Annotated in this window: 20 protein-coding genes; 11 read left to right on the plus strand and 9 right to left on the minus strand. The window is 73.8% G+C overall.

Translation table 11 applies throughout. From position 1 onward, the window contains the following. Nucleotides 1–21 precede the first annotated feature (21 nt). The gene (locus tag ACZ4WZ_RS03310) at nucleotides 22–888 is read left to right on the plus strand and encodes a polysaccharide deacetylase family protein (RefSeq protein WP_467884506.1); all 867 of its coding nucleotides are present in this window, start codon (nucleotides 22–24) and stop codon (nucleotides 886–888) included. 73 nt (nucleotides 889–961) lie between these two features. On the opposite strand, the gene ACZ4WZ_RS03315 is transcribed toward ACZ4WZ_RS03310, so the two are convergent. Further along, nucleotides 962–1,627 (minus strand): class F sortase, encoded by a 666-nt coding sequence (locus tag ACZ4WZ_RS03315; protein WP_467884507.1) that lies wholly within the window; start codon nucleotides 1,625–1,627, stop codon nucleotides 962–964. A 353-nt stretch (nucleotides 1,628–1,980) separates the two neighbouring features. On the opposite strand from ACZ4WZ_RS03315, the gene ACZ4WZ_RS03320 reads away from it, so the two are divergent. Next, complete coding sequence (locus ACZ4WZ_RS03320) at nucleotides 1,981–2,481, plus strand: hypothetical protein (RefSeq protein WP_467884509.1); 501 nt, start codon at nucleotides 1,981–1,983, stop codon at nucleotides 2,479–2,481. A 196-nt stretch (nucleotides 2,482–2,677) separates the two neighbouring features. Here the strand turns inward: ACZ4WZ_RS03320 and ACZ4WZ_RS03325 are convergent, their stop codons facing one another. The 3 genes from ACZ4WZ_RS03325 to ACZ4WZ_RS03335 all read right to left on the minus strand — a co-directional run bounded on the left by ACZ4WZ_RS03325 (nucleotide 2,678) and on the right by ACZ4WZ_RS03335 (nucleotide 4,508). Continuing rightward, a complete protein-coding gene (locus ACZ4WZ_RS03325) occupies nucleotides 2,678–3,370 on the minus strand; it encodes a hypothetical protein (RefSeq protein WP_467884511.1) in 693 nt (230 codons plus the stop codon). Nucleotides 3,371–3,558: 188 nt separating this feature from the next. Then, nucleotides 3,559–4,329: a bestrophin-like domain gene (locus ACZ4WZ_RS03330; RefSeq protein ID WP_467884512.1), complete on the minus strand. Its 771-nt coding sequence runs from the start codon at nucleotides 4,327–4,329 to the stop codon at nucleotides 3,559–3,561. A 53-nt stretch (nucleotides 4,330–4,382) separates the two neighbouring features. Next, on the minus strand, nucleotides 4,383–4,508 hold the full coding sequence (locus ACZ4WZ_RS03335; protein ID WP_467884513.1) for a hypothetical protein: 126 nt from the start codon (nucleotides 4,506–4,508) through the stop codon (nucleotides 4,383–4,385). An 897-nt stretch (nucleotides 4,509–5,405) separates the two neighbouring features. On the opposite strand from ACZ4WZ_RS03335, the gene ACZ4WZ_RS03340 reads away from it, so the two are divergent. Both ACZ4WZ_RS03340 and ACZ4WZ_RS03345 read left to right on the plus strand, forming a co-directional pair. Beyond that, nucleotides 5,406–6,236 (plus strand): SAM-dependent methyltransferase, encoded by an 831-nt coding sequence (locus ACZ4WZ_RS03340; protein ID WP_467884514.1) that lies wholly within the window; start codon nucleotides 5,406–5,408, stop codon nucleotides 6,234–6,236. A 218-nt stretch (nucleotides 6,237–6,454) separates the two neighbouring features. Continuing rightward, nucleotides 6,455–8,632, plus strand: coding sequence for a putative bifunctional diguanylate cyclase/phosphodiesterase (locus ACZ4WZ_RS03345; protein WP_467884971.1), 2,178 nt, complete (start codon nucleotides 6,455–6,457; stop codon nucleotides 8,630–8,632). A 206-nt stretch (nucleotides 8,633–8,838) separates the two neighbouring features. Here the strand turns inward: ACZ4WZ_RS03345 and ACZ4WZ_RS03350 are convergent, their stop codons facing one another. Further along, a complete protein-coding gene (locus ACZ4WZ_RS03350; RefSeq protein WP_467884516.1) occupies nucleotides 8,839–9,906 on the minus strand; it encodes an FAD-dependent monooxygenase in 1,068 nt (355 codons plus the stop codon). A gap of 133 nt (nucleotides 9,907–10,039) precedes the next feature. On the opposite strand from ACZ4WZ_RS03350, the gene ACZ4WZ_RS03355 reads away from it, so the two are divergent. Beyond that, nucleotides 10,040–10,690, plus strand: a complete 651-nt coding sequence (locus tag ACZ4WZ_RS03355; protein WP_467884518.1) for a TetR/AcrR family transcriptional regulator — start codon at nucleotides 10,040–10,042, stop codon at nucleotides 10,688–10,690. A 51-nt stretch (nucleotides 10,691–10,741) separates the two neighbouring features. After that, nucleotides 10,742–12,244: a class I adenylate-forming enzyme family protein gene (locus tag ACZ4WZ_RS03360; RefSeq protein WP_467884519.1), complete on the plus strand. Its 1,503-nt coding sequence runs from the start codon at nucleotides 10,742–10,744 to the stop codon at nucleotides 12,242–12,244. A 66-nt stretch (nucleotides 12,245–12,310) separates the two neighbouring features. Here ACZ4WZ_RS03360 and ACZ4WZ_RS03365 read toward each other — a convergent pair whose 3' ends face one another. Together ACZ4WZ_RS03365 and ACZ4WZ_RS03370 are read right to left on the minus strand one after the other, a co-directional pair. After that, complete coding sequence (locus ACZ4WZ_RS03365; RefSeq protein WP_467884521.1) at nucleotides 12,311–12,853, minus strand: GNAT family N-acetyltransferase; 543 nt, start codon at nucleotides 12,851–12,853, stop codon at nucleotides 12,311–12,313. Nucleotides 12,854–13,097: 244 nt separating this feature from the next. Next, nucleotides 13,098–13,976, minus strand: a complete 879-nt coding sequence (locus ACZ4WZ_RS03370) for a LysR family transcriptional regulator (RefSeq protein WP_267037533.1) — start codon at nucleotides 13,974–13,976, stop codon at nucleotides 13,098–13,100. 94 nt (nucleotides 13,977–14,070) lie between these two features. Here ACZ4WZ_RS03370 and ACZ4WZ_RS03375 point away from each other — a divergent pair, with 94 nt between their 5' ends. From ACZ4WZ_RS03375 to ACZ4WZ_RS03390, 4 genes are all read left to right on the plus strand, one after another. Next, complete coding sequence (locus ACZ4WZ_RS03375; protein ID WP_467884523.1) at nucleotides 14,071–14,775, plus strand: succinate dehydrogenase; 705 nt, start codon at nucleotides 14,071–14,073, stop codon at nucleotides 14,773–14,775. A gap of 2 nt (nucleotides 14,776–14,777) precedes the next feature. Beyond that, entirely contained in the window at nucleotides 14,778–16,739 is a 1,962-nt protein-coding gene (locus ACZ4WZ_RS03380; RefSeq protein ID WP_467884524.1) for a fumarate reductase/succinate dehydrogenase flavoprotein subunit, read from the plus strand. Beyond that, nucleotides 16,736–17,476: a succinate dehydrogenase/fumarate reductase iron-sulfur subunit gene (locus ACZ4WZ_RS03385; RefSeq protein ID WP_467884526.1), complete on the plus strand. Its 741-nt coding sequence runs from the start codon at nucleotides 16,736–16,738 to the stop codon at nucleotides 17,474–17,476. The genes ACZ4WZ_RS03380 and ACZ4WZ_RS03385 overlap by 4 nt, the downstream gene beginning before the upstream one ends. Nucleotides 17,477–17,661: 185 nt before the next feature. Next, a complete protein-coding gene (locus tag ACZ4WZ_RS03390; RefSeq protein ID WP_467884527.1) occupies nucleotides 17,662–18,327 on the plus strand; it encodes a hypothetical protein in 666 nt (221 codons plus the stop codon). A 16-nt stretch (nucleotides 18,328–18,343) separates the two neighbouring features. Here ACZ4WZ_RS03390 and ACZ4WZ_RS03395 read toward each other — a convergent pair whose 3' ends face one another. Both ACZ4WZ_RS03395 and ACZ4WZ_RS03400 read right to left on the minus strand, forming a co-directional pair. Beyond that, the gene (locus tag ACZ4WZ_RS03395) at nucleotides 18,344–20,758 is read right to left on the minus strand and encodes an excinuclease ABC subunit UvrA (RefSeq protein ID WP_467884529.1); all 2,415 of its coding nucleotides are present in this window, start codon (nucleotides 20,756–20,758) and stop codon (nucleotides 18,344–18,346) included. Nucleotides 20,759–20,885: 127 nt separating this feature from the next. Continuing rightward, a complete protein-coding gene (locus tag ACZ4WZ_RS03400) occupies nucleotides 20,886–21,878 on the minus strand; it encodes an MsnO8 family LLM class oxidoreductase (RefSeq protein ID WP_467884531.1) in 993 nt (330 codons plus the stop codon). Nucleotides 21,879–21,964: 86 nt separating this feature from the next. Here ACZ4WZ_RS03400 and ACZ4WZ_RS03405 point away from each other — a divergent pair, with 86 nt between their 5' ends. Beyond that, on the plus strand, nucleotides 21,965–22,459 hold the full coding sequence (locus tag ACZ4WZ_RS03405) for a phosphatase domain-containing protein (RefSeq protein WP_467884533.1): 495 nt from the start codon (nucleotides 21,965–21,967) through the stop codon (nucleotides 22,457–22,459). Nucleotides 22,460–22,475 lie beyond the last annotated feature (16 nt).

Here is a 22,475-nt window from a genome sequence, read left to right on the forward strand (position 1 = left end):
TGTCGTTGATACGTAGTAATAATGAAAAATGACGAGCCGACAGTGGGGCGGCGCGTGCTCCTGCGCACCGCCGTCTTCCTCGGAATCGCCGCCGCCTCCGGACTGCTCACCGCCGGCGAGGACGGCGCCGGGGGCGGGGCCACGGCCGGCGCCCCCGCTCCCGGCGCTCCCGGCGCCCCCGGAGCACCCGGGCTGCGCCCCGAAGGGCCCCCGGACAAGTCGTACCGGCTGCGGCCCATGACCGCCGAGGCCCCCGCCCGGCCCCCCGTCGCCAAGCCCGCCGTCCGCACCCGGCCCATCCTGGAGCTGCCGGCCGACCCGAGCACGGGCAGCGCCATGGTGCTCACCTTCGACGACGGCCCCGACCCCCGCTACACCCCGGCCGTCCTCGACACCCTCGCCCGGTACGGGGTGCGCGCGATGTTCTTCGTCTGCGGGGAGATGGCCACCGAGAACCGCGACCTGCTGCGCAGGATGGCCGCCGAGGGCCATGTCATCGGCAACCACACCTGGACGCACCCGCTCATCCCCACGCTCGGCCGGTCCGCCCTCGAAGCCGAGATCGGGCGCACCAGCGAGGTCGTCCAGCAGGCCGTGGGGCAGGCCCCCCTGTGGTTCCGGGCGCCGTACGGGGCGTGGAACCGGGCCGCCTTCGAGATCGGTGCCGAGCTCAACATGGAGCCCTTCGCCTGGACCCTGGACACCCTCGACTGGAAGGAGCCGGGGAGCGCCACCATCATCTCCAGGGTGCTCTCGGGCGCCGGGCCGGGGGTGATCGTGCTGAACCACGACGCCGGCGGCGACCGTTCGCAGACCGTCCGGGCGCTGGAGGCGTACCTGCCCCAGCTGCTCGGGCGCGGCTACCGGATGACGCTGCCGACCCGCTGAGGCGCCGGCCGCGCGCTTCCCCGGCGGCCCGGGGGAGCGCGGGGCCGCCGGGGGGCGTCGGTGAATCGTTCCGTCAGCGGGCCGCCACCATCCGGGCGAAGACGACCACGTTGCCGTCGTAGCCCTTGGCCTTGGAGTAGCTGCCACCGCAGGTGATCACGCGCAGCTCCGGATGGCCGGTGTCCCCGTACACCCGCGAGCCGGGGAAGGCCTCCTTGGAGAACACCTCCACCCCGTACACCTCGAAGACGGCGGTCCGCCCGTCGTAGCGCTCCACCTCGATGCGGCTCCCGTGCCTGAGCGCGCCGAGCCCGTAGAAGACCGCCGGGCCCTGCGCGTTGTCCACGTGGCCCACGATCACCGCGGAGCCCTGCTGGCCCGGCGAGATGCCGTTGAGGTACCAGCCCGCCAGGTTGCGGTCCTGGGGCGGCGGGGCGTCGATGTAGCCCTGCGCGTCCAGCCCGACCGTCATCACCGGCGCGTCCACGTTGATCGTCGGAATCCGGATGCGCTGGACCGACGAGTGTTCCAGCACCTCCAAGTCCGCCGGCGGGGTGGGCGCCGCGGCCGGCAGGTGGTCCGCGCGCGCGGCGACCGCCGCCGCGGCGGCGGGCTGTGGCGGCCCGGCCTCGGCGTTCGCCCCGTTCCTCATCATGGCGAGGCCGCTGAGCATGACCAGCGCGAGCGCTCCCCAGGGGGAGCGTCTCCTCGGCCGCTGCTCGTACTCGTCCTCGGTCATGGCTCTCCCTTCCCGACGCGGGGGTCCCGACCCGCGTTCCAGTCCCTCCCCGGTACGCCCTTCTTCACGCACGCTAAGGGTGCACGCCCGGGACGGCGATCGGGGAAGGGGCGAACGGGTGGTGCGTCCGGTTGGGGTGCGTCCATCCAGGTATTCGTCACATAAATGACTGACGGCTCATGACCTGCGGATCCGTCAGATGATCTTCACGCGCTCCGGCGTGTCGCTCAACCGGGCGGCCCAAAGACGGAAATGCGCTGGTTGCGCCGTGCCCCGAGGGTTCGTGATGGGAGGCGTTCTCGTCGATCTGCCCGGGCCACCGCTCCGGGGCGCTTCCCGCTGGAGGTTCCACCATGCGTGTTCTGCGCGCTCTCACCGTGACCGCGGGCGCCTGCGCCGCGATCGGTCTCAGTGCCCCGTTCGCCGGCGCGAACCCGCCGCAGGGCGGCGGCAACGGGCCCAGCAACGTCACCGTCAACCCGTACTCCGTGCACCAGGGCGCCTCGATGCAGGTCAGCGCCGCGGGCTGCGGCCACGGCGGCACGGTCTGGTCGAACGGCAACTTTCCGCAGACCAACCTGTCGGCCGGCTCCATCGGCTTCGCGACCGTCCGCATCTTCAACCACGCCTCGCCCGGCAACCACACGCTGTCGGTCAAGTGCCACGACAACAGCCTGGTCGCCACGCACCGGTTCACGATCCTGCCGGGCAACGGAGCGCAGGGCGGCATCGGCGGCTCCATCGGCCCGTCCGCCGCCGAGACGGCCATCGGCGCCGGGCTCGTCGGCATCGCGGCGGTCGGCGCGGGTGCGCACGTGATCCGCCGCCGCCGTCCGGCCGGCTCCCGGGGCTGACGCGCCCGCGAGCCGCGGCCACGGGCCGCCCCGGGTCCGCGACCCGGGGCGCGACCGGTGGTTCCGCGGTGGGGCGGGGGTTTCCGGGGCCTTGTGAGACTCCGGGGGCTCCTGGGGTGTCCGGGGCTCCTGGGGGTCACGGGCGCTCCGGAGGCATGGGCACTCCCGGGGCTCCGGGGAGAGGCGCGGTGCGGGCTCAGTGGCCGCGGGCCGGCCGGCGGCGGCGCAGGGCGTACGCCGTTCCGCCCGCGGCGGAGAGGAACAGCGCGGCGCCCGCCCCCAGTTCCACGGCGTCCATCCCGGCCACGCTGCCGCCGAGACCGCCCCGCACCCCGAGGGTGGCCGCGGCGCTGCGGGAGGTTTCGGCGGAGCCGCGCGCGGTGGGCGGGATCCGCGCGGCCGGGGCGGTGCGGACGGGGACGGGGGTGGTGCGCGCCGGGGCTGGGGTGGTGGTGCCCGGCCGGATGCCGGTGGTGGTGCCCGTGGTCGGGGTGGGCCGGACGCCGGTGGTGGAGCTGGTGGTGGGCGTCGTCGTACCGTCGGTGATGGTGAGGTCGGCGGAGCCGTTCTCCCCGTTGCAGGTGAAGGTGACGGAGTACAGGGCTCCGCGCCGGGCGTCGCGGTCCACCGTGACCCGGGCCGTCTGCCCGCGCGCGATGCTCACGGTGTCGAAGGCGCCGGAGGAGGCGGTGGCGTACGCGGCGTCGCAGCCGGTGACGGAGAGCACCACTTGGCCGCCGGGGGCGACCGTGGAGGGAGTGACGGCGAAGCCGAAGGAAGTGACCTGCGCGGCCTCGGCCGCCACGGCGGCGGGCACGCCGAACGCGCCGGACGCGAGGAAGGCGCCGGCGCTGAGCAGGACGGTGGCGGAGCCGCGTATCGCACCCATGGTGGGTCCTCCGGATCCCCGAGGAGCAGTCGCGCAGCGTTTCCGCACGTGGGGGTCGTGCACCTCGATGTCCGCCACGCTAGGCGCCGGTCCGGTGACCCGCGATCAGGAACGGGCGAATGGGGCATGGCCCTGGGCCGAACCGGCGACGGGGGCCCGCCCCCGGTTTCCCGGCAGCGGGCGCACGTTCAGCTTTTCAGCCCCAGGTGCGGGAACTGGGCGAGGAAGGGCTCGGCGGTGGCGGAGATCCCTCGCCCGAAGGGCGCGTCGAAGTCCCAGATGAGGAAGAGCAGGAAGGCGATCAGCGCGCTGAACAGGCCGGCCAGCAGCATTTCGCGGAAGGAACGGCGGATCTGCAGGGTGAAGATCAGGCCCACCGTCACCATGGCCCCGGCGATCAGCCCGAACCACACCACGCCGGGCATGGTGGCGCCGGCGCTCTGGCCGCGCGAGTTGCGGGCGTCGTCCACGAGCGCGACCTGGTCGACGAGCGGCTGGTAGGCCTGCCCCTCGTGGTCGGTACGCGGCTCGTAGTCGGTGACGTCCCTGCGGATCGTCTCCAGCAGTTCCCCGCTGCGCTCGGTGATGACCCCGCTGTCGGCCATCTTCCGCCATTCCGTCTCGACCACGTAGGTCACGTACGCGTCGACGTCGGAGCGGATCTTCGTGCGCACCTCGGCCGGGTAGACCTGGGAGCGGACGCTGATCTCGTGCAGGGCCTGGGCTTCCTGGCGTACGTACTCCTGGGCGGCCCCGCGGGCCTCCCAGACGCCCGCGATCGCCAGGCCCAGGACGATCGCGTAGATCACCCCGATCATCATCGTCATGTACTCGATGACGTCGGGGGTTTCGTTCGGATCGTCGTCCTCGCCGATCCTGCGGTGGTTAAAGAAGGCGATGGACAGCACCACGGCGCAGGCCGCGGCCATCGCGAGGGACAGGACGAGCCATTCCGACAAGACGACTCCCGATCGGTGAGCGGTGGGCGGTGGGCGGTGAGCGAGTGGGCGGGCTAACGCGGGCGCAGCGCGACGATCGCGAGCACGGCCGGGGCGGCGGTCATGAGGGTGAAGGTGACCGGTGAGATGTGGTGCTCCACCGGCTTGCGGGTGCGCGTGTGGTACGCGGGACGGGCCACGGGCCTGGGCACGGGAGCCGGAGCCGTCGCCGATGGCGGTGCCGGTGCCGGTGGCTCGGGCGCGGGCTTCGGCGGCGGCGCGGCGGGTGCGGCGCGCACCGGGGGCGGTGGCGGCGGTGGCGGGGGCGGCTTGGGCGCCGCCGGCGGCGGCTTCGGGGCGGGCACGGGCGGCGCGGGGGCCGGTTCGGGCGGCGGTGGCGGCGGGGTGGGCTTCGGCGGTGGCGGCTTCGGCGGCGGAGGGGGCGTCGGCGGTGGCGGCGGCTTGGGGGTCGGCTTGGGCGGGCAGGGCGGGGGCGGAGGCGGGCAGTGGTGCGCGCCGGAGTGGCCCTCGCCGCGGTGGCCGCGGGCGTGGCCGTGGCCGTGGCCGCCGTGATGTCCGCCACCTCGGCCGGCCCCGGCGCCGCCGCTGCCCGCGTAGGCGTACAGCTCGACGGCGGGTCCGCCGTCCGCGGCGCCGATCGTCGCGTAGGCGCAGCTATCGGCCACGGCCGGCGTGGCGGAGAGCGCCGCCCACAGCAGGACCGGGACCGCCAGCAGGCGTCTGGCACAGGCTCTGTTCACTGGGGGAGCATGGGCCCGCGCGCGCCCGCGCACGCGGGGCGTTGGTGTCGGTTCGCCTGATCGGGTGGAGCGTGGAGCGTAGATGTTTGAGCCAGCTTTGGATCGCTTCTGATCGCTCGCAGTCGAAATCTCAAATGGTATTTGTCGGTTTCTTCTTCATCGCTGGCGGGGGCCGCACGTGCCTTTGGTGTGTGACCAAGAACGGACCGCCAATTTCCGCTTTTGCTCGCCCTGTTGGGAAATGATCAGTACATTCGGCTCGGACAGCAGTCCGACCACCGTCCCACCCCCGGACGAACCCGCCCGACCATGGCACGACGAGGCTTGGAGACCCCGATGGAACGCCCCGCCTGGGCCCCGCCGGGCATCGACATATCGGTGCCCAGCGTGTCCCGCATCTACGATTACTACCTGGGCGGCTCCCACAATTTCGAGGTCGACCGCCAGGCGGCCCGCCGCGCCATGGAGTTCATGCCGGGCCTGCCCAAGATCATGCAGGCCAACCGGGCGTTCATGCGCCGCGCCGTCCGCCACGCCCTGGCCGAGGGCGTCACCCAGTTCCTCGACATCGGCTCCGGCATCCCGACCTTCGGCAACGTCCACGAGGTCGCCCGCGCCGCCAGCCCCGAGGCCCGCGTGGTCTACGTGGACCACGACCCGGTGGCCGTGGCCCACAGCCGCGCCGTCCTGGCCGGGGACGACCGCACCGGTGTCGTCCCCGCCGACCTGCGCAAGCCGCAGGACATCCTCGGCTCGCCCGAGGTGGGCCGGCTGCTGGACCTCGAACGGCCCGTCGCCCTGCTGCTCGTCGCCGTCCTGCACTTCCTGGAGGACACCGACCAGCCGTACGACTCCGTCGCCGAGCTGCGCGACGCGCTGGCCCCGGGCAGCCTGCTGATCCTCACCCACGCCTCCTACGAGGGCATCCCGCTCACCGAGGACGTCGCGGGCGAGGTCGTCGGCGTCTACCGGGACATCCGCAACCCGCTGGTCATGCGCAGCCACGAGCAGATCACCGGCTTCTTCGACGGGTTCGAGCTGCTGGATCCCGGCCTGGTGTCCATGCCCGAGTGGCGCCCCGAACGCATCGGGCCGCTCGAGGACGGCGAGGAGCCCGAGGACCCGTACGCGTTCTCGGGCTACGGCGGCGTGGGACGCAAGGCGTGAGACTCCCCGCTCCGACACCCCCGCCCGCCGGCCCCCGCCCCGCGGGCCGTGCCCCTGCCAGCCCAGGCCCCATCAGCCCAGGCCCCATCGGCTCCGGTCCGGCCGGCTCCGGTCTGGTCGGCTCCGGCCCCCTTGCCTCCGGTCCTGTGGGCCCCGCGGCTGCTGTTCCCGGCCCGGTCGGCCCCCGTCCTGCCGGCCCGCGGGAGGGCCGGGCACCGCTGCGCGAGCCGCGCAGCGGGCTGGAGGACCGCATCGCCCGCTTCGCCACCATCTGGGGCCGGGCCATCTTCCCCGTCACCGCGACGTCCCTGACGCGCCCCGAGTTCGAGCAGCACCTCGTGCCCCTCGCCCGGACCCTGACCGAGGCCCTGCACGCCCGTCCCTTCGACGCGTCTGTCGCGCAGCGCGTGGGCGCCGAGCTCGTCGCCGTGCACTGCACCGACCCGGAGGCGCTCGCCGGCACCCTCGGGGTGGTCGAGTCCTACCTGGTGCTCTACTGCGGCCCCGACGGGCCTGACGGCGCCGGCACGGACAGCACCGAGGAGTACCGGTCCCGCTGCGCCCGGCTCCAGCACGGCATCGCGGCCGGCTTCGCCCGCGCCCTGCGCGAGCGCACCCTGCGGGAGCAGGAGGCCATCGCCCGTTCCGCGCTGACGGCCCGCAGTGACGCCCAGCAGGCCCTGCACGCCAGCGAGGAACGCTTCCGGGCGGTCTTCGAGGGAGCGGCCGTCGGCATCGGCATCGCCGACCTGGAGGGCAACGTCCTCGAGGTCAACGACGCCCTGCTGAAGATGTTCGGCGGCCTGGAGGGCCACGTTCGCAGCCGGAACGTCAGCGAATGGGGCCACCCCGACGACACCCCGCACGTCTGGCGGATGTACGGGGAACTGGTCCGCGGGGAACGCGAGCACTACCGCGTCGAGAAGCCCTACTACCGGCACGACGGCACCGTGCTGTGGACCAACCTGACGGTGTCCCTGCTGCGCGACGCCAACGGCGTGCCCCAGTACCAGCTGGCCCTGATGGAGGACACCACCGAACGCCGGCTGCTCAACCTCCGGCTGCGCTACGAGGCCACCCACGACGCCCTCACCGGTCTGCCCAACCGGACGCTCTTCTTCGAGCGGCTGGAGAAGGCACTGGCAGGCGCCCCCGGCAGCCGCTTCGGCCTGTGCTACCTGGACCTCGACGGCTTCAAGGCGGTCAACGACAGCCTCGGCCACTCGGCGGGGGACCGGCTGCTGGTGGAGGTCGCCGACCGGCTGCAGAGCTGCGCCACCGGACCGGGCGAGGTCGTGGCCCGCCTCGGCGGTGACGAGTTCGTGGCCCTCACCACGGGGCCCGCCGCCGGCACGGACGAGGATCCCGGGGACAAGGTGACCGACCTGGCGGTGCGCATCCTGTCGGCGCTGTCCACCCCCATCCGGCTGGAGGGCCGGGAGCTGTCGGTGCGCGGCAGCATCGGCATCGTCGAGGGCCGCGCGGGGGAGCGCACCCCGGCGGAGGTGCTGCGCAGCGCGGACATCACCATGTACCGGGCCAAGGCGGCCGGCGGAAACCGCTTCGAGTTCGCCGACGCGGAGGCGGACGCCCGCGCCATCACCCGGCACGGCCTGACCAACGCCCTGCCGGCGGCGCTGGAGCGCGGCGAGTTCTTCATCGAGTACCAGCCCCTGGTGCACATGCACGACGGCAGCGTCCACGGCGCGGAGGCGCTGGTGCGCTGGTCGCACCCCCAGTACGGGGTGCTCGGCCCGGACCGTTTCATCCCGCTCGCCGAACGGACCGGGCTGATCGTGCCGCTCGGCCGCTGGGTGCTGGAGGAGTCCGTCCGCCAGGCCCGCAACTGGCAGCGCCAGCACGGCGGAGCGGCCCTGCGCGTCAACGTCAACCTCTCGCCGACCCAGCTCCACCATCCCGGTCTGGTCGCCGACACCGTCCGCGTGCTGGAGACCTTCGGGCTGGCTCCGGGTGCCCTGTGCCTGGAGGTCACCGAATCGGCGCTGATCGGCGCCGACGACGAGCTCCTCGAGCCGCTGCGCCGGCTCGCCGCGCTCGGCGTGGACATCGCCCTCGACGACTTCGGTACCGGCTACTCGAACCTCGCCAATCTGCGCCGCCTCCCGGTCAGCGTCCTGAAACTGGACCGCTCCTTCACGCAGGGGATGCAGCAGCAGCCGGCCAACCCCGTCGACGTCAAGATCGTGGAGGGCATCGTCGCCCTGGCCCACAGCCTCGAACTGGCGGTCACGGTGGAGGGGGTGGAGACCGGCGTCCAGGCGGCCCAGCTCCGTGCCCTCGGCTGCGACACCGCCCAGGGCTGGTACTACGCCCGCCCCGGGGCCCCGGACCGGATCCACGCCCTCACCCTCTCGGACGCCGTCCCCACCCCCTGAACCGGAGCCCCGGCGAGGGTGTCGGCGGACCGCCGGACCCGGCCGGGGCCGCGCCGGAACGGTGTCCGGCGCCCGAACGACGGGTCCGGCGCCCGGTCTGGCGGGGCCGACGGCCGAACGGCGGGGCCGCGCGCCGGTACGACCCTGCCGGGCGCGAGCCGGTGCCGCGCCCCGGTGGCAGGGTGCCCCGAGGGCGCTCGCCCGGGTCAGCCCATGCCGGCCTCCGTTCCGCGGCCGGGCTCGCGCACCGCGGCCATGACCCGCCGATGCCGCTCCGAGGTGTCCGCCAGCACCCGCGCGGCCGCCGGCAGCCGCTCGGCCTCGTAGACGTCGAGCACCTGCGCCCCGGCTTCCCCGGTGAGGGCCGCGCCCAGAGTCCGGCCGAGGGCTACCGCGTCCTGGATGCCGGTGTTCATTCCGAGCCCGCCTGCCACCGAGTGGACATGGGCGGCGTCCCCGGCGAGGAAGGCCCGGCCCTCCCGCAGCCGCGTGGCCATGCGGACGTTGACCCGCCAGGTGGAGAGCCAGGTCGCCCGGGTCAGCCGTATGCCCTCCATCCGGGCGTGCCGGTCGAAGAGCCGCTGGAAGCCCTCCAGCGACGGCGGCACCGGCGTGCCCTCCTCGTCGAGCTCCGGCGAGGCCTGGAGCTGGAACGACGGGGTCCCCGGTATCGGACAGAGCATCACGGCCCCGCCGTCCGAGGTGAACCACTGGTGCCAGCGGTCCCGGACCAGACCCGGGGCCTCGACGTCGCCGATCACCATCAGCTGGGTCTCGTCCGTGGTCCCCTCGAAGGGGATGCCGAGGAGCTTGCGGGTCGTGCTGTGCCCGCCGTCGCATCCGGCGAGGTACCCCGCGCGGATCGAGCGGCCGTCCGCCAGCCGCGCGGTGAGCCCCTCCGCGTCCTGGTCGATCCCGGTGACCCGGGCGTCGTACTCGACGCGGACGCCGAGGGCGGAGAGGTGCTCGCGCAGGATCCCCTCGATCTGCCACTGGCCGATGAAGAGACCGCCCCCGGAGGGGGTGTCGTTGACGTAAGCGCCGTCGAAGTACTTGCGCAGCACCAGCCCCTGGATGCCCGCTGCGGACAGCCGCTCGCCGAGGCCGAGCCCGGCGAAGACCTCGAGGCTTTCCGGGTTGAGGCCCTTGCCGCGGGATTCGCGGTGCGGGCCGGGCCGCTGGTCGAGCACGCGGACCGGGACGCCCCGGCGGGTCAGGTCGCAGGCAAGGGTGAGTCCGGTGGGGCCGGAGCCCGCGATCAGTACGTCGGTCATCGGAATGTCCTGTCTTCCTTCGGTGCCCTCGGTGGGTCGATGACTCAAGGAAAGCGCGACCCGGGCAGAAATGCAACCCGGTCACGAAATTGACTTGGTTGTTTTTTCGTGCCACTCTGGAGGCATGGAGAACATGACGGATGCACCCACGGGGCTGCGCGAGACGAAGAAACTGCGGACGAAGAACCAGCTGGCGGCCACGGCGCTCGAGCTCTTCCTCGAGCGCGGCTTCGACGCCGTGTCGGTGGCCGACGTCGCCGCCGCGGCCGAGGTCTCCAAGCCCACCCTGTTCCGGTACTTCCCGAGCAAGGAGGACCTGGTGCTGGACCGGTTCGCCGACCACCAGGACGAGGCGGCGCGCGTCGTGCGCGACCGTCCGGCGGGTCTGACCCCGGTCCGGGCGGTCCACGAGCACTTCGTGGCCGCCCTCGCCGAGCGGGACCCGATCACCGGGCTCTGCGACCACCCGGACGTCCTCGCCTTCCAGGGGCTGCTGTACTCGACCGCCAGCCTGGAGACCCGGCTGGCCCACTACACGGCGCGGGAGGTCGACCTGCTCGCGGCGGTCCTGGAGGCGGAATCGATCCCGCCGTTCACCGCCCGGCTGGCGGCCCTGCACCTGGTGACCGTGCGACAGGAGCTGGGCCGGGAGAACTGGCACCGGCTCTCCGCGGGCCAGAGCGCCGACGAGGCCTACCCGGCCGCCGTCGCCGAAGCCGACCGTGCCTTCGCCATGCTGGCCGACGGACTCGACCGGACCCTCGGGCCGCTCATACCCTCCTGACGCCGGCGCACGGGATCGCCGGTGACTCGAATCGCGGAGGCGGGAGTGCGGATGGGCGCCAGGTATGTCACCGAGCTGATCGAGGCGTTGGAGCGGTACGGGGACCGGCCGGCGATCGGGTCCGGGGCGGACGTCCTGCGGTTCTCCGAAGTGCAGGACACGGTGTACCGGCTGGCCGGGGCGCTGGACGAGGCCGGCGTCCGGCGGGGCGAGGGGCTGGCCTGCGTGACGGGCGGCAACCGGCCGGAGGCGCTCCTGGTGCGGCTCGCGGCGCACGTGCTGGGCGCGCGGCTCACCCAGGTGGTGGGCGGTCCGGCCGTGCACGGCGTGGACTTCATCCTGCGGGACTGCCGGCCGGCCGTCGTGGTGCACGACGTCCCGGTGCCGGAGACCGGTGCCCCGCGGCTCCCCCTGGAACGGCTGCTCGCGGCGGCGGCCGAACGGGAGGCCGCCGAAGTGACGGTACGTGCGAGGGAGCAGGACCTCGCCCGCGTGATGTACACCGGCGGGACCACGGGCCGCCCCAAGGGCGTGGCCTCGACCTTCGGCGCGCTGGCCGCGCGGGACAGCGGCCGCGGGGCCCGGTGGACCGAGTCGGTGTACCTCTCGGTCACCACCCTGGCCCAGCGCTCCGGCGGGCGGTGCCTGGAGCAGCTGCGGACCGGCGGCAGGGTGGAGATCCTCGATCCCTTCGAGCCGCGGGAGTTCGCGGCCGCCTGCCGGCGCCTGGGGCGGGTGTCCACGTATCTGACGCCGCCGATGCTCTACCGGCTGCTGGACGACCCGGCGACCGCCCAGGGGATTCCGGGACTCGAGGCGGTCTCGTACGGAGCCTCGCCCATCCTCCCCGCACGCCTGCGTGAGGCCGTGACCCGATGGGGTGTGAAGTGGCGGCAGGGCTACGGGATGAACGAGGCGGGGGTGATCTGCCGCCTCACCCCCGCCGACCACGACGCGGCGGCGGCCGGCCGCCCCGAGCTGCTGGCGTCGGCGGGCCGGCCCGCGTCCGGGGTGGAGCTCCAGGTGCGGGACGAGCGGGGCGAGGTGCTGCCCGCCGGACACAAGGGAGAGGTGTGGGTCCGTTCCGCGACGGTGATGGCCGGCTACTGGAACCAGCCTGACCTGACGGCCGGAGTCCTGCGCGAGGGATGGCTGCGCACCGGGGACGTCGGGCACGTCGGCGAGGGCGGGTACCTCTACCTCGACGACCGGGTCAAGGACATGGTGATCGTCAACGGAGCCAACATCTACTGCCTGCCCGTCGAGGCGTCCCTCGCACAACATCCCGCCGTGGCGCAGGCGGTGGTGGTCGGGCGTCCCAGCCCGGTCACCGGCGAGGAGCTGTGCGCCTTCCTGGTCCCGGTCCCCGGCCGTGAGCCGAGCGGGACGTCCGCGGCCGAGGCCTGTGATCTGGTGGAGCGGGAGCTGGCCCCGGCGCACCGGCCGACCGCCGTGTTCTGGGAACGGGAGATCCCGCTGACCGACCGGGGCAAGCCCGACAGGCGGCGCCTGCGACAGCGCGCCGCGACCGCGCCGTCCCCGCCACCCGCATGACCCGAGAGCGCACGGGGGAGTTCCGGCGGACCGGGGCCGCCCCGGCCGTGATCCGCCGGACGCCGCCTATCGCCGCGCGTGCTGCTTCCAGTCGTGGACGAGGAGCCCGAGCAGCACCTCGTCCAGGAACTCGCCCAGCACCCAGGCCGAGGAGCGCAGCAGGCCCTCGCGTACGAAGCCGTTGCGCTCGGCCGAGCGCAGCATCGCGGCGTTGTCCGACAGCGTCTCGATCTGCAGCCGGTGCAGGCCGCGCACGACGAAGCCGTAGTGGCACAGCACCGCGACCACGTCGGTGCCGTAGCCCTTGCCCCGGCAGGACGGAAGCAGCCCCAGCCCGATGTGCGCGGACCGGCTGTGGTTGTCGATGCCCCACAGCGTCGCGGTGCCGACCAGGGTGCCGCCTTCCAGCTCCACCACGGAGAACTGGACGCTTCCCTCCCTCGTGTCGTCCACCACGAGCCGCGGATCCTTCGAGCCCGGCGTGATCGGCCGCCACGGCCCGCTTTCGGCCCGGGAGGAGTTGACCACGTCGTCGTAGAGCTCGGCCCGCAGGGCCGGGATGTCATCCTCGTGCCGGGCCCTGAGCCCGACCTTGCTGCCTCTGAGCATGCGAGCTTCCTATCCGGCCGGGCCGGCAGGCGGCAAACCAATATCCGGCGGCAAACCGAGGACCCGCGGCAAACCGATGAGCGGTCTCCCCGAGCGGGTCGCATGCGGCGGCCCTCGCGGCCCCCGCGCCGCCGCGAAGGCCCGCCGCCCCGCGCCAGCCGCCCGTCGCACCGCCGCGGGCCGTCCGCCGTCCGCCGCCCGTCGCACCGCCGCGAGCCGTCCGCCGCCGGCCGGGGAGGCCGTCTCAGCCGACCAGGATCCGCTTCAGTTCTCGGGCCGCCCGCGGGGGCGCGACGTCCGTACGGTGGGCCAGGGCGATGGTGCGGCGCAGCGGGGAGCCGGCCAGGGGGGTGGCGCGCAGGCCCGGGCCGGCGTGGTCCACGACCATGGCCGGGACCACCGCGATGCCCAGCCCGGCGCGTACGAAGCCCAGCACCGCGTCCATCTCCCCGCCCTCCACGGTGAACACCGGTTCGAAGCCCGCAGCCCGGCACGCCCCCACCGTCAGGTCCCGCAGGTCGTAGCCGTGGCGGAACATCACCATCGGCTCCTCGCGGAGGTCGGCGATGGTCAGCTCCCCGCCGCCCGCCGGGGGCGGGAGGTCCGCGGACGACACCACCACCAGGTCCTCGGTCAGCAGCTCCACCGTGGTCAGGGCGGGCGCCGACGGCGGCAGCGGCAGCGCGATCAGGGCCAGGTCCAGCACCCCGCGCGCGAGTTCGCGCACCAGGTCCAGCGAGCCGCTCTCCTCGATCAGCAGCTCGATGCCCGGGTGGGCCGTGTGGAAGGCGCGCAGCACGGCCGGCAGCAGGCCCGTGCACACGCTCGGGGTCGCCCCCAGCCGCACCCGGCCCCGCCGCAGCTGCGCCAGCTCCTGCACCTCGAGCCGTGCCGTGTCCGCGTCCGCCAGGATCCGCCGGGCCAGCGGCAGCAGGGCCTCGCCCGCGTCGGTGAGGGCGATGTTGCCGCGCGCCCGGCTGAACAGCTCGGCGCCGAGCTCGCGCTCCAGCGCCTTGATCTGCTGCGACAGCGACGGCTGGGCCACGTGCTCGCGCTCGGCGGCGCGCGTGAAGTGCCGGGTCTCGGCGACGGCCACGAAATAGACGAGCTGCTGGAACTGCATCCCCCCAGGCTACCGCCAACCATAGGGCGTGCCTATCGCGATCAGCTCCACCATGTCTTGGACCTCTGGGGACCTTCGTCCGTACGGTCATGCCATGGCTCTGGCAACGCGGACGGCACGACGGCCGTCCACCACGCGCACGCTCTGGGACTCCACCGTCGGCAAGAAGTCCGTGATGGCCGCATCAGGCCTGGTCATGCTCGGCTACCTCGTCGTGCACATGCTTGGCAACCTCAAGATCTTCTTCGGGGCGGACGAGTTCAACGGCTACGCCCGCTGGCTGCGCACCCTCGGCTCCCCCTTCCTGCACCACGAGTGGGCCCTGTGGATCGTCCGCGTGATCCTGGTCGCGGCCGTCGTCGCCCACGCCGTCTGCGCGTACCAGCTCAGCCGCCGCGACATCAGGGCGCGCCCCGTCAAGTACGCCCGCAAGCGCCGCCGGGCCGGCTACGCCACCCGCACCATGCGCTGGGGCGGCGTCATCCTCGGCCTCTTCATCGTCTGGCACATCCTCGACCTCACCACGCTCACCGTCAACGAGCGCGCCTGGGCCGGCCACCCGTACGAGAACGTCCTCTCGACCTTCTCCACCTGGTACGGCAACACCATCTACATCGCGGCGGTGGCCGCACTCGGCCTCCACGTACGCCACGGCTTCTGGAGCGCCGCCCAGACCCTCGGCGCGGGCAACGCCCGGCGCGACCGGGCGCTGAAGTCCCTGGCCAACGCCCTGGCCTTCGTCCTCTTCGCGGGCTTCGTGTCCGTGCCCCTCGCCGTCATGACCGGAGTGGTGAGCTGACCATGAGCACCGAGTACGCCGCCTACACCACCGGCGGGCCCGTCCGCGACACAAAGGCCCCCGAAGGCCCGATCGCCGAACGCTGGGACCGCCGCCGCTTCGAGGCGAAGCTGGTCAATCCGGCCAACCGCCGCAAGCACACCGTGATCGTCGTCGGCACCGGCCTGGCGGGCGGTGCCGCCGGCGCGACCCTCGCCGAGCAGGGCTACCACGTGGTCCAGTTCTGCTTCAGCGATTCCCCGCGCCGCGCCCACTCCATCGCCGCCCAGGGCGGCATCAACGCCGCCAAGAACTACCGCAACGACGGGGACTCCGTACACCGGCTCTTCTACGACACCGTCAAGGGCGGCGACTTCCGCGCCCGCGAGTCCAACGTCCACCGCCTCGCCCAGATCTCCGTCGAGATCATCGACCAGTGCGTGGCCCAGGGCGTCCCCTTCGCCCGCGAGTACGGCGGCCTCCTCGACACCCGCTCCTTCGGCGGCGTCCAGGTCTCCCGCACCTTCTACGCCCGCGGCCAGACCGGCCAGCAGCTGCTGCTCGGCGCCTACCAGGCACTGTCCCGGCAGATCGCCGCCGGCAACGTGGAGATGCACGCCCGTACCGAGATGCTCGACCTGATCACCGTCGACGGGGTGGCGCGCGGCGTCGTCGCCCGCGACCTGGTCACCGGCAGGATCGCCACGTACTACGCGGACGCGGTGGTACTGGCCAGCGGCGGCTACGGCAACGTCTTCTACCTCTCCACCAACGCCATGAACTCCAACGCGACCGCCGTCTGGCGGGCGCACCGGCGCGGCGCCTACTTCGCGAACCCCTGCTTCACCCAGATCCACCCCACCTGCATCCCGCGCACCGGCGACCACCAGTCCAAGCTCACCCTGATGAGCGAGTCCCTGCGCAACGACGGCCGCATCTGGGTCCCCAAGGCCAAGGGCGACACCCGCCCCGCCGCCGAGATCCCCGAGGCCGAACGCGACTACTACCTGGAGCGGATCTACCCCTCCTTCGGCAACCTGGTCCCGCGCGACATCGCCTCCCGCGCCGCGAAGAACGTCTGCGACGAGGGCCGCGGCGTCGGACCCGGCGGCCAGGGCGTCTACCTCGACTTCGCCGACGCCATCCGCCGCATGGGCCGGGACAAGGTCGCCGAGAAGTACGGCAACCTCTTCGAGATGTACGAGCGGATCACCGCGGAGGACCCGTACGAGGTCCCGATGCGGATCTACCCGGCCGTCCACTACACGATGGGCGGACTGTGGGTCGACTACGACCTCCAGACCACCGTCCCCGGCCTGTTCGCGATCGGCGAGGCCAACTTCTCCGACCACGGGGCCAACCGCCTCGGCGCCTCCGCCCTGATGCAGGGCCTCGGCGACGGCTACTTCGTCCTCCCCTCCACCATCAGCGACTACCTCGCCCGCCGCCCGGCCGGGGACGGCACCGGCGCGGTCGACGACACCCACCCCGAGGCGCGGGAAGCCGTACGCGAGACCCGCGAGCGGCTCGAACGGCTGCTGGCCGTCGACGGCGACCGCACCCCCGACTCCTTCCACCGGGAGATCGGCGAACTCATGTGGGAGTACTGCGGGATGGCCCGCACCGAGGAAGGCCTGCGCAAGGCCCTCGCCCGCATCCCGGAGATCCGCGAGGAATTCTGGCGGCGGATCAAGGTCCCCGGCAGCGGCGAGGAGTTCAACCAGTCGCTGGAGAAGGCCAACCGCATCGTCGACTACCTCGAACTCGCCGAGCTGATGTGCCTCGACGCCCTCCACCGCGCCGAGTCCTGCGGCGGCCACTTCCGCGAGGAGTCCCAGACCCCGGACGGCGAAGCCGCCCGCCGCGACGAGGAGTTCGGCTACGTCGCCGCCTGGGAGTACGCCGGCACCGGCGCCGCGCCCGTCCTGCACAAGGAAGACCTCGTCTTCGAGTACGTCCACCCCACCCAGCGGAGCTACGCATGAAGCTCACCCTGCGCGTCTGGCGCCAGCAGAACGCCGACGCCCCCGGCGCCATGGCCTCCTACGAGGTCGACGGCATATCGAAGGACATGTCCTTCCTGGAGATGCTCGACACCCTCAACGAGGACCTCATCCTGCGCGGCGAGGACCCGGTCGCCTTCGACCACGACTGCCGGGAGGGCATCTGCGGCGCGTGCAGCCTCGTCATCAACGGCGACGCCCACGGCCCCGAACGGACCACCACCTGCCAGCTCCACATGAGGTCCTTCGACGACGGCGACACCATCGACGTCGAACCGTGGCGCGCCTCGGCCTTCCCCGTGGTCAAGGACCTCGTCGTGGACCGCAGCGCCTTCGACCGCATCATCCAGGCCGGCGGCTACATCACCGCGCCGACCGGCTCCGCTCCCGAGGCGCACGCCACGGCCGTGCCCAAGCCCGCCGCCGACCACGCCTTCGAGCACGCCGAGTGCATCGGCTGCGGCGCCTGCGTGGCGGCCTGCCCCAACGGCTCCGCGATGCTCTTCACCTCAGCCAAGATCAACCACCTGAACGTGCTCCCGCAGGGCTCGCCCGAGCGCGAGACGCGGGTGCTGGACATGGTGGCGCAGATGGACGGCGAGGGATTCGGCGGCTGCACCCTGACCGGAGAATGCGCGACGGCCTGCCCCAAGGGCATCCCGCTGCCGTCGATCGCCGCGATGAACAAGGAGTGGCTGCGGGCCCTGCGCAAGGCCTGACGCACCCGGCGGCGGGGCGGCCCCGCCCGTGTGCCGCCCCGCCCCCGAAAGAGCCCGGCCCCGGCCCCGCCCCGGACCCCGGCCTGGGCCGATCGGCTGATCCGATCCGCCGACCGGGCGCTCGTACGGGCCGTACGCCGCGCCGCGCCCCGGCCCGGTCCGGCGCGTGGGGTTCAGTGGGCCCCATGCCCCACGCCCCCGCCGGGTCCGGACCGCGCCGCCGCACCGCGCTGGCCGCCGCCCTCGCCTGCCTGGCGCCGGCCGGCTGCACGGCGCACGACGACGCAACCCGCCACAGGGCGCCCCGCCCCGCCCCCGGCGGGCGGGCCCCCGCCAAGGACGCCCTCGTGATGGTGATCCGGCACGCGGAGAAGCCCTACGCCGGAGCCACCGGCGAGGACGACGAGGGCAACGAGGACCCCGGCTTCCTCGCCGGACGCGGCCGCCGCCGCGCAGACGAGCTGCCCCGGCTCTTCGGCCCCGCCCACAGTGCCCGGCTGCCCCGGCCCGCCGCGCTGTTCGCGACCGGCGGGCCGGAATCCGCCCCCGCCCGGTGCAGGCAGACCCTGGCGCCCCTGGCCGCCGCCCTGCGGATCCCCGTCAGCACGCGGTACGCCCTCGGAGCCGAAACCGACCTGGCCCGCGCCGCGTTGGAGGCCCGGACACCCGTACTCGTGTGCTGGGAGCCCGCCGGCATCCCCCGCCTGGTCCGCGCCCTCGGCGCCCACCGGGTCCTCGGCGTGCCCGCCGCCTGGCCCGACCGCTACGACCTCGTCTGGACCCTGACCCGCACCCGCGGCGCGTGGGCCTTCCGCGAACTGCCGCAGGACCTCCTGCCCGGAGACGCCTGATCCGCCCCGGAGCGCCCTACAGGCCCAGTGCCCGCGCCAGGTAGGGGGCCGTACGGGCGTCCGGCGAGGCGGCCACCGCCGTCGGCGGACCGGCGGCCGTGATCCGGCCGCCCTCCGTGCCTCCGCCCGGCCCCAGGTCGATGACCCAGTCCGCCCCCGCCACCACCTCCATGTCGTGCTCCACGACCACCACCGAGTGCCCCGCGTCCACCAGCCCGTGCAACTGCCGCAACAGCACCCGCACATCGGCCGGATGCAGGCCCGTCGTCGGCTCGTCCAGCAGGTACAGGGTGTGGTCGCGGCGCAGCCGCTGGAGCTCCGTCGCCAGCTTGATGCGCTGCGCCTCCCCGCCCGACAGCTCCGTCGCGGGCTGCCCCAGCCGCAGGTAACCCAGGCCGATGTCCTCCAGGGCCCGCAGGCTGCGCGCCGCGGCCGGGACCTCCGCGAAGAAGCCCGCCGCCGCCTCCACGGTCAGACCCAGCACCTCCGCGACGTTCAGCCCCGCGTAACGCACCTCCAGCGTCTCGGGGTTGTAGCGGGCGCCCGCGCAATCCGGGCACGGGGCGTACGTACTGGGCAGGAAGAGCAGCTCCACCGAGACGAAGCCCTCGCCCTGGCAGGTCTCGCAGCGCCCGCCCGGCACGTTGAAGGAGAACCGGCCGGCCTTCCAGCCGCGCGCCCTGGACTCCGGGGCGGCCGTGAAGAGCCTGCGGACGACGTCGAACAGGCCCGTGTACGTGGCCAGGTTGGAGCGGGGCGTCCGCCCGATCGGCTTCTGGTCCACCTCCACCAGCCGCCGCACCGGGAACTCCGCCTCCCCCAGCCGCCCGGCGACCTCGCCCGCCAGCACCTGCCCCACCAGCGTGGACTTCCCCGAACCGGACACCCCCGTCACCGCCGTGAACACCCCCAGCGGGAACTCCACGTCCACGCCGCGCAGGTTGTGCCGGTCGACGCCCGTCAGCCGGACGGCACCGCAGGCCTCCCGCGGGGGCCGCTCCCGGCCCCGGGGCGCGTCGGGAGCGAACAGGTGCCGTGCCGTCGCCGACTCCGCGACGGCGGCCAGCTCCCCGGGCGGTCCGCTGTACAGCACCCGTCCGCCGTGCTCCCCGGCCAGCGGCCCCACGTCCACCACCCAGTCCGCGCGGCGCACCACGTCCAGCTGGTGCTCCACGACGAAGACGGTGTTCCCCGCCCGCTTCAGCCGCTCCAGAACGCCGAGCAGCGCCTCGGTGTCCGCCGGGTGCAGCCCCGCCGACGGCTCGTCCAGTACGTACACCACCCCGAACAGCCCCGACCGCAGCTGGGTCGCCAGCCGCAGCCGCTGGAGCTCGCCCGCCGACAGGCTGGGCGCCGTCCGGTCCAGGCTGAGATAGCCGAGCCCCAGCTCCGCCACGGGCGCGATCCGCGCCCGGAGGTCCCCGGCCAGCACCCGCGCGGCCTCACCCTCCAGCGGAGCCGTGGCCAGCAGACGGTCCAGGTCGCTCAGCGCCAGCGCCGCCGTCTCCGCGATCGTCCGGCCCGCGAACGTCACCGCCAGCGCCTCCGGCCGCAGCCTGCGCCCCGCGCAGACCGGACACGGGGCATCGGTGAGGAACTTCTCCGCGCGCGCCCGCAGGGTGGCGCTCTTGGTGTCGGCGAACGTCCGCATCACATAGCGGTGGGCGCTCGTGTACGTGCCCTGGTAGGGCCGTTGGATGCGGTCGGCATCGCGTACCGGGTGCACGGTGACCACCGGCTGCTCCTCCGTGAACAGGATCCACTCCCGGTCCTCCGCCGGCAGCTCCCGCCAGGGCCGGTCCACGTCGTGGCCGAGCACCTCGAGGATGTCGCGCAGGTTCTTGCCCTGCCAGGCTCCCGGCCAGGCCGCGATGGCTCCCTGACGGAGCGACAGCTCCGGGTCCGGTACGAGGAGCTCCTCGCTGGTGCGGTGGATCCGCCCCAGCCCGTGGCAGGAGGGGCAGGCGCCGGCCGCCGTGTTGGGGGAGAAGGCGTCGGAGTCGAGCCGTTCGGCACCCGGGGGATAGGTTCCGGCCCGCGCGTACAGCATCCGCAGGGAGTTGGAGAGGAGGGTCACCGTCCCCACCGAGGACCGCGAGCCGGGGGCGGAGCGGCGCTGCTCCAGGGAGACGGCGGGCGGCAGCCCGGTCACCGAGTCGACCTTCGGGGCGCCGATCTGGTGGATCAGCCGCCGGGCGTACGGGGCGACCGACTCGAAGTACCGCCGCTGGGCCTCGGCGTAGAGGGTGCCGAAGGCCAGCGAGCTCTTCCCGGAGCCGGACACTCCGGTGAAGACGGTCAGGGTGTCGCGCGGGATGTCCACGTCGACCCCGCGCAGGTTGTGCTCCCGGGCACCGCGTACCCGTACGCAGGGGTCGGGGGCGGCGTCCGGCCGTTCGGGCCCGGCGGGCGCATCGGGGGAGTGGTGCATTCGTCCCAGTTTAGGGGGCCTTCGGGGTCGGGAGTGCACGACCGGCGCCGGAGGCCGGCCGTCCGGGCCCGGGGCCTGTTCGGCGGGATTCCCGCCACCCGGTCCGGACGAAGCCCCCCTCTCGTGTCTAGCCCAGCCCGCTGATCCCGGCCAGCCGCGTGAAGGAGTCCAGCAGGGCCGTCCGGTCGTACGTGGAGGTGGTGACCAGCAGCTCGTCCGCACCCGTGGTCTCCGCGACCCCTGCCAGCGCGGCGGCTACCTGTTCGGCGGTACCGGCGATGTGCCCGGCGAGGCCTCCCTCGTACAGCTCCCGCTCCTTCGGGGTCATCTCCAGCGCCGCGACCTGCTCGGCCGGGCGCAACGGCGGGAAACTGCCCCGGGTCCGCGAGAGCGCGAGGGCCCAGGCCTCCGGCAGCAGCATCCGCCGGGCGGCCTCCTCGGTGGCGGCCACCGCGACCGTCCCCGAGACCACCACATACGGCTCCGCCGCCCACGCGGACGGCCGGAACTCCTCCCGGTACCGGCGCACCGCCTCGGTGACCCTGGCGCGGCCCCGCAGGTCTCCGACCACCACCGGGAGCCCGGCCCGGGCGGCGATCCCCGCGCCGTTCCCCGTGGCCAGCACGAAGGGCGGGATCCGCAGCCCCTCCGCCGGACGGGCGTGCACCTCGGGGTGGACCCGCTGACTGCCGTCGATCCACCCCAGCAGCTCGGCCAGCTGCTCCTCGAAGCGGTCGGCGTCGGCGGTGTCACGGCCCAGCGCCCGCCGGATGCCGCCGGTGAAGCCGACCGAGCGGCCGAGCCCCATGTCGATCCGGCCGGGGAACAGGGCTTCCAGGACCCCGAACTGCTCGGCGACGACCAGCGGCTGGTGGTTGGGCAGCATCACCCCGCCGGTTCCGACCCGGATCCGCCGGGTGGCGGCGGCCACGGCGGCGGCCAGCACGGTGGGCGCGGAGCCCGCGACCCCGGGCACGCTGTGGTGCTCCGACACCCAGAAGCGGTGGTAGCCCAGCTCGTCCGCCGCGCGGGCCAGCTCCACGGTGTCCCGCAGGGCCTCCGCGGCGGTGTGCCCCTCGCGGGTGCGGGACCGGTCGAGTATCGAGACTTTTCGGATCACAGAGGTCTCAACGCGCGGCGGCGGAGGGCATTCCCCGCCCGTGCGCTGGCCGGTGCGCTGTCGGAGGCAGAGCCTAGGCTGCGTACATGACCGAGACCGCATCGCGTCGGCCGCTGGCCGTCTTCGACATCGACAACACCCTCGCGGACACGACTCACCGCCAGCACTTCCTGGAGGGCCGGCCCCGCGACTGGGCGGGCTTCTTCGGCGCGGCCCCCGCCGATCCGCCGCTCGCCCGGGGCGTGGCGCTGGCGGTGGAGAGCGCGGCCGACTGCGAGGTGGTGTACCTGACCGGCAGGCCCGAGCGCTACCGGGCCGACACCGCCGACTGGCTGTCCCGGCACGGGCTGCCCGAGGGCCGGGTGTGGATGCGCGGCAACCAGGACCGGCGCCCGGCCAGGCTGACCAAGCTGGACGTGCTCAGGCGCATCGCCCGCGAGCGCGAGGTGCGGGTGCTCGTCGACGACGACGAGCTCGTCTGCGACGCCGCCCGGGCGGCCGGTTTCCGGGTGCTGCTGGCGGACTGGGCCGCGGACGCGCCGGAACTCAAGCAGGCGCAGGAGGGTGAGGGCCGCACCTGACCGGCTCCTGTCCGTA

This window comes from Streptomyces sp. NPDC029122 (assembly GCF_055569445.1).

Coding starts and splice junctions, on each gene's coding strand:
- ACZ4WZ_RS03310 (WP_467884506.1), top strand. CDS start 22: ATGAAAAATGACGAGCCGACAGTGGGGCGGCGCGTGCTCCTGCGCACC.
- ACZ4WZ_RS03315 (WP_467884507.1), bottom strand. CDS start 1,627: ATGACCGAGGACGAGTACGAGCAGCGGCCGAGGAGACGCTCCCCCTGG.
- ACZ4WZ_RS03320 (WP_467884509.1), top strand. CDS start 1,981: ATGCGTGTTCTGCGCGCTCTCACCGTGACCGCGGGCGCCTGCGCCGCG.
- ACZ4WZ_RS03325 (WP_467884511.1), bottom strand. CDS start 3,370: ATGGGTGCGATACGCGGCTCCGCCACCGTCCTGCTCAGCGCCGGCGCC.
- ACZ4WZ_RS03340 (WP_467884514.1), top strand. CDS start 5,406: ATGGAACGCCCCGCCTGGGCCCCGCCGGGCATCGACATATCGGTGCCC.
- ACZ4WZ_RS03350 (WP_467884516.1), bottom strand. CDS start 9,906: ATGACCGACGTACTGATCGCGGGCTCCGGCCCCACCGGACTCACCCTT.
- ACZ4WZ_RS03355 (WP_467884518.1), top strand. CDS start 10,040: ATGACGGATGCACCCACGGGGCTGCGCGAGACGAAGAAACTGCGGACG.
- ACZ4WZ_RS03360 (WP_467884519.1), top strand. CDS start 10,742: ATGGGCGCCAGGTATGTCACCGAGCTGATCGAGGCGTTGGAGCGGTAC.
- ACZ4WZ_RS03365 (WP_467884521.1), bottom strand. CDS start 12,853: ATGCTCAGAGGCAGCAAGGTCGGGCTCAGGGCCCGGCACGAGGATGAC.
- ACZ4WZ_RS03370 (WP_267037533.1), bottom strand. CDS start 13,976: ATGCAGTTCCAGCAGCTCGTCTATTTCGTGGCCGTCGCCGAGACCCGG.
- ACZ4WZ_RS03375 (WP_467884523.1), top strand. CDS start 14,071: ATGGCTCTGGCAACGCGGACGGCACGACGGCCGTCCACCACGCGCACG.
- ACZ4WZ_RS03380 (WP_467884524.1), top strand. CDS start 14,778: ATGAGCACCGAGTACGCCGCCTACACCACCGGCGGGCCCGTCCGCGAC.
- ACZ4WZ_RS03385 (WP_467884526.1), top strand. CDS start 16,736: ATGAAGCTCACCCTGCGCGTCTGGCGCCAGCAGAACGCCGACGCCCCC.
- ACZ4WZ_RS03390 (WP_467884527.1), top strand. CDS start 17,662: ATGCCCCACGCCCCCGCCGGGTCCGGACCGCGCCGCCGCACCGCGCTG.
- ACZ4WZ_RS03395 (WP_467884529.1), bottom strand. CDS start 20,758: ATGCACCACTCCCCCGATGCGCCCGCCGGGCCCGAACGGCCGGACGCC.
- ACZ4WZ_RS03405 (WP_467884533.1), top strand. CDS start 21,965: ATGACCGAGACCGCATCGCGTCGGCCGCTGGCCGTCTTCGACATCGAC.